Annotated in this window: 10 protein-coding genes; 2 read left to right on the top strand and 8 right to left on the bottom strand. The window is 43.2% G+C overall.

Features of this window, described 5'->3' with window-relative positions; all coding sequences use genetic code 11:
* The first annotated feature begins 50 nt into the window (after window positions 1-50).
* Window positions 51-641, top strand: a complete 591-nt coding sequence (kdpC, locus tag GT1_RS09905) for a potassium-transporting ATPase subunit KdpC (protein WP_188398561.1) — start codon at window positions 51-53, stop codon at window positions 639-641.
* Window positions 642-684: 43 nt separating this feature from the next.
* Window positions 685-1,110, top strand: coding sequence for a CBS domain-containing protein (locus GT1_RS09900; RefSeq protein ID WP_223226157.1), 426 nt, complete (start codon window positions 685-687; stop codon window positions 1,108-1,110).
* A 408-nt stretch (window positions 1,111-1,518) separates the two neighbouring features.
* On the opposite strand, the gene GT1_RS09895 is transcribed toward GT1_RS09900, so the two are convergent.
* From GT1_RS09895 to GT1_RS09860, 8 genes are all read right to left on the bottom strand, one after another.
* The gene (locus tag GT1_RS09895; protein ID WP_188398559.1) at window positions 1,519-2,475 is read right to left on the bottom strand and encodes an alpha/beta fold hydrolase; all 957 of its coding nucleotides are present in this window, start codon (window positions 2,473-2,475) and stop codon (window positions 1,519-1,521) included.
* A gap of 89 nt (window positions 2,476-2,564) precedes the next feature.
* On the bottom strand, window positions 2,565-3,407 hold the full coding sequence (locus GT1_RS22650) for a methyl-accepting chemotaxis protein (protein ID WP_188398558.1): 843 nt from the start codon (window positions 3,405-3,407) through the stop codon (window positions 2,565-2,567).
* Between the two features lie 110 nt (window positions 3,408-3,517).
* Window positions 3,518-4,699, bottom strand: coding sequence for a M20 family metallopeptidase (locus GT1_RS09885; protein ID WP_188398557.1), 1,182 nt, complete (start codon window positions 4,697-4,699; stop codon window positions 3,518-3,520).
* Between the two features lie 63 nt (window positions 4,700-4,762).
* On the bottom strand, window positions 4,763-5,209 hold the full coding sequence (locus GT1_RS09880; RefSeq protein ID WP_188398556.1) for a hypothetical protein: 447 nt from the start codon (window positions 5,207-5,209) through the stop codon (window positions 4,763-4,765).
* Window positions 5,206-6,012 carry a DUF3100 domain-containing protein gene (locus GT1_RS09875; RefSeq protein WP_223226156.1) on the bottom strand — a complete coding sequence of 269 codons (807 nt, stop codon included), beginning with the start codon at window positions 6,010-6,012 and terminating at the stop codon, window positions 5,206-5,208. Before GT1_RS09875 ends, GT1_RS09880 begins: the two co-directional genes overlap by 4 nt.
* A 545-nt stretch (window positions 6,013-6,557) precedes the next feature.
* On the bottom strand, window positions 6,558-7,673 hold the full coding sequence (gene ald, locus GT1_RS09870; RefSeq protein ID WP_188398555.1) for an alanine dehydrogenase: 1,116 nt from the start codon (window positions 7,671-7,673) through the stop codon (window positions 6,558-6,560).
* 85 nt (window positions 7,674-7,758) lie between these two features.
* Window positions 7,759-8,889, bottom strand: a complete 1,131-nt coding sequence (gene alr / locus GT1_RS09865; RefSeq protein WP_223226155.1) for an alanine racemase — start codon at window positions 8,887-8,889, stop codon at window positions 7,759-7,761.
* Window positions 8,890-9,370: 481 nt separating this feature from the next.
* A complete protein-coding gene (locus GT1_RS09860) occupies window positions 9,371-11,212 on the bottom strand; it encodes a sigma-54-dependent Fis family transcriptional regulator (protein WP_188398554.1) in 1,842 nt (613 codons plus the stop codon).
* Between the last annotated feature and the right edge of the window lie 197 nt (window positions 11,213-11,409).

The following is an 11,409-nucleotide window of genomic DNA, read 5'->3' as shown; positions in this document are numbered from 1 at the left end:
CAAGGTAAAGAGAATGGTTCCAGAATGAAAGGAAAGGGTGGTGAACAAAAATGTTTCGACAAATTATCAGTGCGGCAGTCCTCTTTGTCGCGCTAACCATGATAACCGGTTTTGTTTATCCTCTGGTGATGACGGGCTTGTCACAGGTAGTTTTTCCTGATCAAGCTAACGGGTCGATGATCGTTCGTGACGGAGTACCGATCGGTTCCAGATTAATTGGTCAAATTTTTACCAGTCCCGGCTATTTCCATAGCCGGCCATCGGCGGCCGGCAAGGATGGCTATGACGGGGCCAGTTCCTCCGGTTCCAACCTGGGGCCAACCAATCAGAAACTGGCGGATACGGTGAAGGATAATGTGCAAAAAGTACGGGAAGAAAACGACTTGCCTGCAGGGACTGCGGTACCTTCTGACTTAGTGCTGGCCTCGGGGAGCGGCCTTGATCCCCACATCACACCTGCTGCTGCTTATGCTCAGGCGCAGCGGGTTGCCAGGGAGCGTGGGCTAAGTCCTGATGTGGTGCGACAACTGGTGAAGCAGCATGTGGAAGGAAGGCAATGGGGCATTTTGGGCGAACCCCGTGTCAATGTGCTGGAATTGAATTTGGCACTTGATGCCTGGAAAGTATCCCATTCTCGTTAAAATTAATCGAAATGATAGAGAATAAATGGAGTGTAGTGTTTACGTGGATAAAGGAAAAAACATTCTCTTCTTATTAACACCGAAAGCCATGGTTGCATTTCTTTACGATCACTGTTCCTTGCGGCAAGGACTGGAAAAAATGAGGTTTCATGGCTATACGGCCATACCTGTTATATCAAAGGATGGAACTTATATCGGAACCGTCAGTGAAGGCGATTTCTTATGGCATCTAGTGGATAGTGGTGTGTATACCATGAAATTACAGGAAGAGTATTCGATTTTGAATATAATTCGAAGCAGCTGGAATCCTGCGATTAAGATTGATACTACCATGGATGAATTACTTCTGCGCGTTATGGATCAAAATTTTGTTCCGGTAGTTGATGACCGGGAAAAATTTATGGGGATTATAACGCGTAAAGATGTAATTAAGTATTATCACAATGCACTGGGACCCAATACGCCTTGATTTTCAGTAACAGTTCAATCATCTCTCCTCATCCGCTTCCGTTCAGCCATCGCTGCGCTTAAAGTCGTATCCTGCCGGAAGGCATTTTAAGCTGGGCATGGGGAGGCAGACCGGGGCACTCCTTGCCAATCTTACAGCAGGTTGCCTTCAATTAATCGTAGTTGTACTACCAACCGTACAACTACAAAGCGAAAAAAAGTTCTATCAAGCATTCATGGTGTTTTGAAAACGAAAAATGGCGCTCAAAATTGATTCTTAATCAGTAGGTTGCAGGTTCGATTCCTACGTGGGTCACCAAAGAGATCAAGGCTTCCGAGGATTCGGAAGCCTTTTATATATTTATTGTCTCCAACCGTATTTAGCGGCGATCCATGCCCGATAAACAGCAAGCAATTCTTAATATCTAATTCACAAAAAATTTCTTATAATTTTACCGTAAAGCAATTCATCCATTAAAAAAGCATCATGCCCAAATTTAGAGTTCACAATTACTTTGTTTGTTTTTACGAACTTGCTAAGCCGCAATTCTGTTTCTTTAATGACCCAGATAGGAAATAGAATATCTTCCAGGCAACCAACCAAAAGTATTCGAGGCTTAGACAAGCATTTAGCAAGAGGTGAGTTCCGAAGAGTTAAATCATAACTACGCATAGCCTGCAAGAAACTTAGATAACTATTACAATTAAACCGCTCAACAAACATAGCGGACTCTTCTTCTAAAAAGTCGTTAAGTCGCCAGTCCGGATTTTCTAGTTGCTGTTCAGTAAAAAATTCTTCTCCTACATAAGATAGGTTGGCCAAGCGTCGTGCCAGATTAAATCCTTTGTCAGGTACTGACCGGATTAGTTCTTGTTGAATATCGGTAAGCCCTTGCCCCATAAATGATAATTTAGCTCCGGCATTAAGGCATACAGCCCGCTGAATATTCTCCGGATACAAGGCAATCCACTCCAGGACGGCCATACCGCCAAGCGATCCGCCAATGACAGCGTACCATTTATCAATTCCCAACTCCTCTTGCAGCTTTTGCTGACAAAACACGATGTCGGCAATGGAAGGCGGGGGAGTGACCGGTCCGGTACTGCCAAAGCAGCTGCCGAAATTATTAGCGCAAACAATATAATATTTATTTGTATCCAGAGGCTTGTCCGGGCCAACTGCCCATTCCCACCATCCCGGTACATCATTAATATTATGTGAGGCAACATGGGAATCTGACGAAAAGCCATGGATTATTAATATGGCATTATCGTTAGTATGGTTTAATTTTCCGTACGTTTCATAGGCTAATGTTATTTCCGTAATATGATTAGAATAATCTGCGGGTACTTTATTTGTTGTAAAAAACTTAACGTGATCAGTCATAATCATTCCACCTTCTTAGGAATAAATCAACAGACAGTCATCAACAAAATGAATATAAGTCACATATTTAAAAAGGAAAAAGCTTTTTATTAGATATTTCTACTCAGTTCATTTAAGGTCATTGCTGTTTCGGCAACACCGCGCATTGCCCCGTTTATCTCCTGAGTAGCTTGCTTTTGAATAGCCAGTAGAGAATTAGTTGTATTTACCTTTTCATTCACATCCTTTACACCTTCCCGCACACTTAGCAATGCGGCATTGATTTTCTTGACTGTTTCGGCACTTTTATTGGCCAGTTTTCTTACTTCCTCAGAAACCACCGAAAATCCTCTCCCGCTTTCGCCGGCGCGAGCGGATTCAATAGCAGCGTTTAAAGCAAGCAAATTGGATTGTGACGCGATATTCCGAATAATTTCATTCATCTGATCTATTTCCTCTATTTTTGTCAGTAAGGTTGTAAATGATTGCATAAATAAAGCTGTGGCGCGTTCAATCTCATTTGAATGATCATGAATTTGATGTGTGGAGGCAGAAATTTCCTCAGAACTTGCTGAAAGGTTTTCGGCGACTTCATTAAGTACCATTTGCTTTTCACGATTATGACCTACACCCGCACAACCAATTACTTTTCCTTCTTTCATTATTGGCACGGTTATTGTTCGCAATGGGAAACCGACAACTTCCTTCGGTACTAATGCTTCTATGATTTTTCCGGATTCAATGCACTTTTTGCCACTTGAACCGTCTGGCAGCATATCGCCTACATTTAAGCGGTAACCCTTCGCTCTAAATGATTCGGGAACCACCAGGCTCATTACCCGGCAGTCTTCTCCTGCCTGAAATAGCAAGACTTCTTCGCCCCATAGTGCAGATATAATATCTTGCAGGATTAATAATGCTTTTCCTTGTTCCTCGGTCAGACTAATACTCATGATCCATCCTCATTTCCATATGGCCTTTTTAGAAAAATAGACAAAAAGCTGCTTCCTGCTTTTTGTCTATTTCTTATATTCCTGATTAGATTCATGTTCTGGTTTGCTTATTAAATTTTTTTATTTTCCAGGTAAGTATGTGCTAACTGAGCTAACGCCGCTGCACCATATTTTAATGCTTCCTCGTCAATATCAAAACGGGGATTATGCCATTGATGAACAATACCCTTTGCTGTATTGCCTACCCCCAGCCACAAGAACACACCCGGCACTTTTTCCTGGAATATTGCAAAGTCTTCTCCACCCATGCCCGGTGTCGGCACAATCACTCCATCGCCAAACACCTGCTCCAGGACTTCCCGGCACCATTTGGTCAGTTCCGGCGGGTTGAATACGGCGGGTAAATCTTTGCGGTACACAAAGTCTGCTTCTGTATCCATAGCTTGAGCAATACCGTTGATTACCTTACACATCTTGTCGGGCATTTCGGCGCGCAGAGCAGGGTCAAAAGTCCGGACAGTGCCGGTGAGTTCTACCTTTTCCGGAATGACATTGTTAGCATGGCCGCCTTGGATCGTACCAAAAGAGATAACAGCAGAAGACAAAGGGTCGACCTGACGACTGACAATTGTCTGCAATCCCTGGATTACGGCCGCTGCCGCCATAATCGGATCTCTTGTTTTATGGGGAATTGCCCCATGTCCACCGATACCTTTTATCGTCAAAAAGGTGGTATCCACAGCGGCCATCAGCGGGCCTTCCTTGCAGCCCACCTGGCCTGCAGGAATAGAGGGAGTGTTATGTAAGCCAAAGATTACATCAACGGCAGGGTTACTCAACACACCCTGTTCTATCATGGCTTTAGCTCCGGCATTGATTTCTTCTGCCGGCTGGAAAATAAACTTAACAGTTCCTGCCAGGCTCTCTCTAAGCTCGGCCAAAATCAAGGCTGCACCCAGTAAGCTCGCTGTGTGTGAATCATGACCGCAGGCGTGCATTACTCCCGGATGCAGTGAGCGGTAAGAGCATTCATTTTCTTCCTCTACCGGTAAAGCGTCAATATCCGCCCGCAGTGCAACTACCGGGCCGGGTTTAGTCCCTTTGAGCAAGCCGACAACACCTGTGTCACCTCCCCAGGGCACAATTTCAATGCCCGCTTGCACAAGGAGCTTAGTTATAAATTCGGTTGTACGGTACTCTTTAAAACTAATCTCAGGGTAACGGTGCAATTCCCGTCTGATATCAATAATACGTTGTGATAACTCGGTTGCCCGGTCAATAATAGTCTTCATGTTTACACCTCAACTTTTTGGAAAGTCTTTACTATTATGAGGATTTATTGTGAAAGGTCGTTGTTAAATTAAACCTTCAACCCGGAGCATAAATTGAGCGATAATAGTAGCGCACACAAATGTACCGGTGTAAACAAGTAATGCGACAACAATAATCCGCCAGGACATTTTCTTAAATATGTCTAAATCCTTGCCCACGGCAAGACCGGCATAGGCCAGTATCGGGGTTGCCAATGCCAAAAACTCCATCTTATTGGTATACTCAAGGATTGTTTTAGCAAAAGGTGAAATTGGTGATGTAGACAGCACAGCCAGGACTGAAATCCAAAATACCATCGGCATCTTAAATGGCAAGTACCGGGCCAGAGCCATACCCAGCAGGGTAATTGCTATTAAAAATAAGTACCCGACCATAGCAACTCCCAATGGATGCTTGTAGCCGACGGTATTACCAACTACCGTTATAATACCGGTAACAATGAACATCAGAATCGTTTCCGACCATTTCATTTCATTGTCACCTCCCGATTCTTTTTCGGTCCCAGAATGGGTGTCAGTATTTTATAGAGATAATTGGTTGTTGGCAAAGATACAAATAAACAGAAATATATCCCAATAACCGTTGTCAATAGATTGCTTGCTCCGGCATACATTAAGATCTCATTACCATACTCAGGGAATACGGCCTTAATGGCACCGGACGCTGCGGCCAACATACTGCCTGAGCCAACACCTGCACCCATTGCCAGCGCGTAGGGGTGGAAAAATTTTGTAGCCGCAAGATAGCCGGCTAAAAGACCTAACCAAACGGCTCCAAAAACCGTGCCGCATATATACACAGCCATAACGCCGCGTCCTTCGGGCGAGTCCAAACCGTACTTTTCACTGATAATGGCTATGTTCGGCTCCCGGTCAATAGAAAAGGTAGCGCCTACGGCTTCCCGTCCCAAGCCTAACATAATAGCTACCGGTAACCCAAATATTACTGTTCCGAAAAAATGACCTAATTCCTGCATGGATAAAGCTAAGCCGGATTGAGCTACTTTCGCTACCTGCGGACCAATGATTACCCCAAGCTTAGTTACTAAAAGTAGAGCAATCACTCCTAAGACTTTTGAGGCGGCGTTCATCTCGTCCAGTTTGATCAGCTTAAGACGCGGCCAACTGATAATTCCGCCAAAAACCATAGCATACAGCAGCGGCAGGAATAATAAGACTCCCGGACCTACCGATATTTTTACCATACCGATAAATTCACTAAATGCAACAATAAAAAAAGCGAAAACGTGAATTCTCCAATTTTTAATCAACAACTCTTTTGCCTCCTTTACCATCATAAATAACAAGTGCTTATTAAGATTTTTACCCCTCCTTTTTAGTTAGAAGCATCACCTGGTTTACTTATAGATCAGGTTTTGCTTTACTATTTAAGCAAGTACCATGCCAAAGTGTATCAGTTACAGAATAATATAACTATTATCAGCAAAGAAAATACCATCGATTTGAATGGCATTTCGATCATGACCTATAAATAGTAGCTCCTGTGAGGTAAATTTACCTTAAATTAATTAATTATTAAGAAAAGAAAAAAATGTCATATTAACATACTATTTATTATATTTGATAAACACTTATACCGTTTAACATTTTTTAACGGCTATTTTCAATGGTCTCTGCTTTTATCAAAAATAAAAATAAATTATTACTTTTGATTGTCTTTAAAGTGTTCTTTGGGGACATCATGATAGTAGGTAGCGCAGAAGATCCGGCAGGGGGTTATTTATTAAAATCAGAAAGGATGCTTCTCATAGGTTAACCTATGAGAAGCATCCCTCTGGTTGAAGGTCAATAGTGAATCCTATGCCAATATGTCTGCGACCGACGTATACGGAAGTCGATGCGCTTCGGCAACACCAGGGAAAGTTACCTTGCCGTCGAATACATTTAATCCTTTTGCCAAGCCGCTATCGTCGATCAAAGCCTGTTTCCAGCCTTTGCCGGCGACTTGCAAAGCATATTCAAGGGTAACATTAGTTAGTGCCAAGGTAGAGGTGTGAGCTACAGCACCAGGCATATTAGCAACTGAATAATGGACAACATTATGTTTGACGTAGGTAGGCTCACTATGGGTAGTAACACGGTCGATGGTTTCTACAGAGCCGCCCTGATCAATAGCAACATCGACGATTACAGAGCCGGCGCCCATCGTCTTAACCATGTCCTCAGTAACCAGTTTAGGAGCTTTTGCGCCGGGAAGAAGAACAGCACCAATCAAAAGATCTGCTTTTTTTACCCAGGAGGCAATATTGTAACTGTTGGACATAATTGTAGTCACACGGCCGCCGAAAATATCATCAAGATAGGCCAGGCGCTCAAGAGATTTGTCCAGAATCGCAACGCGCGCGCCCATACCTACAGCCATTTTTGCTGCGTTGGTACCAACTACGCCACCACCGATGATAACCACCTGGGCTGATTCAACACCAGGCACACCACCAAGCAGAATACCTTTACCGCCGTGAGGTTTTTCCAGGCAACGGGCGCCTACCTGTACTGCCATACGACCAGCTACTTCGCTCATGGGAGTGAGAAGGGGGAGCGTGCGATTACGTTCAATGGTTTCGTAAGCAATGCCAATTACTTTTTTATCAAGCAGAGCCCTTGTCAATTCCGGTTCGGGAGCCAGATGGAGATAGGTAAAGAGAATTTGTCCCTCATGGAACAGATCATATTCCGGCGCCAGCGGTTCTTTAACTTTCATGATCATTTCCGCTTGGTCAAACAGGGCTTTTTTGTCGGCGATGATTTGCGCTCCTGCTTGTTCGTAGCTTCCATCGGCAAAACCGCTGCCGGCTCCGGCATTTTGTTCTATCAGTACTGCATGTCCGGCTTTGCGCAGGGCTTCTGTACCTGCCGGGGTTAAGGCCACGCGGTTTTCATTGTTTTTGATTTCTTTAGCTACACCAATAATCATATATTTTCCTCCTTCATTTTAACAATGACATTTAAAGCAATCCTTCAGCGCGTTCTTTTAAATAGCTAGTTATTTTGTGAATTTTTTACTCATTATCACGGTACAATCTGGGTACGCGCCTGCCAACGGTAGAAACAACTTCATAGCTATTTGTACCTAGTTTAGCGGCCACTTCATCGGCTGTTAGTATCGTATTGGTAAACAAAACAGCGGTATCTCCCGTCTCTACACCGGGAATGTCGCTGACATCGGCCATACACTGATCCATACAAATTCTCCCTACGAGTGGCGCCCGTTGTTCTCGTATGAGAATATCTGTCTTCCCGGAAAGTAACCTAGACCACCCATCGGCATAGCCAATAGGCAAAGTAGCTATTTTTCCCGGCTGTGGCGTTATATAAGTCCGGCTATAACTGATGCTGGTTCCAGCAGAGACTTCTTTCACATGAGCTACTTTACATTTTAGTGCCATTGCCGGTCTTACATTAATGGGATGTGTTACTTCAACCGATGGCCATAAGCCGTAGAGAATAATGCCCGGACGTACCATATCCAGATGAGCTTCCGGCATTTCCAATGTTGCCGCACTGTTAGCCATATGGCGGATCGGTATATGAAGTCCTTGCATTTCGATGGCTGCTAAAGCATACCGGAATTGTACTATCTGTTCCCGGGAATAGGTTTTATCTGAACTGTCGGCAGTAGCAAAATGCGAGAAAACACCCTCTATTTCAATTCCTGGCAAGGCCTTTACCGCCGAGGTAAAGAGAGCTGCGTCACCGGGCCGGATACCTATACGCCCCATGCCGGTGTCGATCTTTACATGAACTTTTGCGATTTTTCCTGCCGCTGCTGCTGCTGACGATAAGGCCTGGGCTATCTTCAGAGAATAAACGGTTTGCGTAATGTCATGCTCAACCACTAACGCAGCCTGATTGGAGGGTGTAAAGCCCAGAATGAGAATCGGCCCGGTGATGCCGGCGGTTCTCAATTCCAAAGCTTCGTTTAGAATAGCTACAGCCAGATAGTCTGCGCCGGCGGCCAAAGTTGCTTTGGCTACGGCCACGGCACCGTGGCCGTAGCCATCTGCTTTCACCACCGCGCAGAACTTAACAGTCGGTCTCAACAGCCTTTTAATTTCTAATACATTGTGTTTAATAGCCGTTATATCTACCTCAGCCCATACCGGACGCATTGGTTTTCCGTCTAAATTCATTTTTATCCTCCAGATCTCTTGCGCGGCACTGCAGCATAATTACGTAATTATTAGTTATAAAGTTTCCTAACAGGACTTTCTGTTTACGTATCTGCCATAGGTATTCACTCCTTGCTATGTTTTTTTATCTATAGACTCGAGCTATATACTGTATACGCAGATGCAAGTTTGATGCCAACTATTTCTGTATATTACTATGCTGAAATCTACGGTACAATCCTGGACGGTTTTGTAATTTCTCTATGTAAGCATAGAAGGGTATATTATTAATTTTAATAAATTTTTCTTCGACAATAATGTATATATTCTTATACTTCTTCAGAAGTATAAGAATATAAAACATATTTTATTACATACAAGATATTCATTATTGAATTTAATAATAAATATCTTGTTCAGCAACATAGAAAAGAACTGCCGCTCATAGGTTTCAACAACAAATTTGAGACAGTTCTCTAAGAATATTCATTCATGTTGCTTTTTATAATTTGATAACAGTATCCTGGAAGCGGTTTTCCTGGCATTCCACGCCGCTGTTAATTTTAATATCTAAACCATTTTCTTTTTCTATTTCCATTAATTTACGGTATAATGACGGCACACTGATTCCCAGTTCCTGAGCTGCCTTTTTCTTTCCGTTGGTACCCCAACCATAGCTATTTAATGCATTTCTTATTTCGGAGATCTCGTATTCTCTTAATCTCTCGCGCAATGTACTCTTGGGATGCGTTGGTCTTAAAAGCCGTTTGGGCAAACTAGCTGGTTTAATGTACACACCATTTTCGATATTTACGGCATATTCAATTGCGTTTTCCAGCTCTCTTACATTTCCCGGCCAGGAGTAATTGCTTAGTATTTCAAGGGTATCAGGCAAAAACCCGGCAATTTCTTTATTGAGTTTTTGATTATAATTCAAAAGGAAATACTTGCTTAATGTAACTATGTCCTTTTTTCTTTCTCTGAGGGGCGGGATAAATAGCGGGATTACGTTTAAACGATAAAACAAGTCTCTTCGAAATTCATTTGCCCGGACTCTGGTTTCCAGATCCTGATTGGTAGCGGCAATTATTCTGACGTTTAACGGAATGGAGGTTGTTCCGCCAAGTCTTTCTACGCTTCTTTCCTGTAATACTCGCAACAGTTTTACTTGCAGGTGGATCGGCATATCACCAATTTCATCAAGGAAAATTGTGCCGCCTTCGGCTAGTTCAAATTTCCCGGGTTTTCCTCCTTTCTTGGCACCTGTAAATGCTCCCTGTTCATAGCCAAACAGCTCGCTTTCCAGAAGCATTTCCGGAATAGCGGCACAATTGACGGCTACAAAGGAACCTTTGCCTCTCGAACTGGCAGAATGAATTGCCCGGGCAAAAACTTCTTTTCCTGTGCCGCTTTCACCCTGGATGAGGACGCTGGAATCATTTTTGGCCACTGTCAACGCCTGTTGTTTCACTTCAGCAATCTCGTCACTGTCGCCTATGATCGCTTCAAAAGTGGCATTACCTTGCATTCCTGCCAGTGTATTCACCACCGTCCGTATATCGCGGATATCGCTCAGGCTAAACACAGCCCCGGTAATGGTTTTTCCATTGTTAATGGGTTTTAGGGAGATTAAGCAGTGAATGGGTACCGCTCCCGGGAAAATATACTCTTGATGCTGGATCGTATTACCTTCCCGGATAAATGTCACTATGTTTTTACCTGTTACTATTTTTTCAATATGCTTGCCGACTAAATCGTTCTTGTCCATTTTTAATAAGTGACACGCCACTCCGTTGACGTGGGTGATGATACCATGACAGTCAAAAGTGATAATCCCGTCATTTATAGAATTCAGTGTGGTTTCAATCAAGCCGTTGACTTCTTTCATCCATTCAATAAATTCCTTCTCACGGATTTTACTGACCAGCATTTGTGCCATTTCGTGAATAAACTCCAGCAGGGTTTCAATTTTTCCCAACAAACGGTAACGCTGTTCTTCGTCCAAAGCCACCATGCTAATAACGCCGATGATTTTTTCGTCCATTTCTATAGCGCAGAGGACTTCAGCCGTTTCCGGACATTTCTCTTCCAGGCGGCAGCCAGTACAATAAATGAAATGCCCCGGGCTCTTACATATAATTACCTTTTCTCTCATAACTGCGTCGATGAAGGGCTTGTGGGGTTTGTAAATTTCAAAATCTCTGACTTTGGCGTCTATATAGCCCTTGCTGGACACAACCAGTGTAGAATCCGAATCAATGATCGCCACTTCCACACCAATCGCCGCTGCTATGGCGGTAGTCGTTTGTTGAACAGAGTCCCGAATGTTTGCGAGTTTGGACAACGGTAACCCCTCCTTTTTATCATACGCCAATTAGATAACACACTCTGAATATTTATACTATTAAGATAATTCTAACAACTCGAATGTTTAATATATTATCACTTTTGATCTTTTATCAAAAGTGATAATTCTGTGTTGCCTTTATGTAATGGGGATCAGATAATCATATTTTTGATTTTATTTAATATTAATATAAA

Source organism: Sporomusa sp. GT1, from assembly GCF_014634905.1.
Classification (GTDB): domain Bacteria; phylum Bacillota; class Negativicutes; order Sporomusales; family Sporomusaceae; genus Sporomusa; species Sporomusa sphaeroides.
Note: the sequence above shows the minus strand (reverse complement) of the source record. Positions and strands in the feature narration are given on the sequence as shown.

Excerpts from the sequence above, each read along its gene's own strand:
- GT1_RS22650 (WP_188398558.1), bottom strand. The coding sequence starts at position 3,407 with ATGAGTATTAGTCTGACCGAGGAACAAGGAAAAGCATTATTAATCCTG.
- GT1_RS09880 (WP_188398556.1), bottom strand. The coding sequence starts at position 5,209 with ATGAAATGGTCGGAAACGATTCTGATGTTCATTGTTACCGGTATTATA.
- kdpC (WP_188398561.1), top strand. The coding sequence starts at position 51 with ATGTTTCGACAAATTATCAGTGCGGCAGTCCTCTTTGTCGCGCTAACC.
- alr (WP_223226155.1), bottom strand. The coding sequence starts at position 8,889 with ATGAATTTAGACGGAAAACCAATGCGTCCGGTATGGGCTGAGGTAGAT.
- ald (WP_188398555.1), bottom strand. The coding sequence starts at position 7,673 with ATGATTATTGGTGTAGCTAAAGAAATCAAAAACAATGAAAACCGCGTG.
- GT1_RS09885 (WP_188398557.1), bottom strand. The coding sequence starts at position 4,699 with ATGAAGACTATTATTGACCGGGCAACCGAGTTATCACAACGTATTATT.
- GT1_RS09895 (WP_188398559.1), bottom strand. The coding sequence starts at position 2,475 with ATGACTGATCACGTTAAGTTTTTTACAACAAATAAAGTACCCGCAGAT.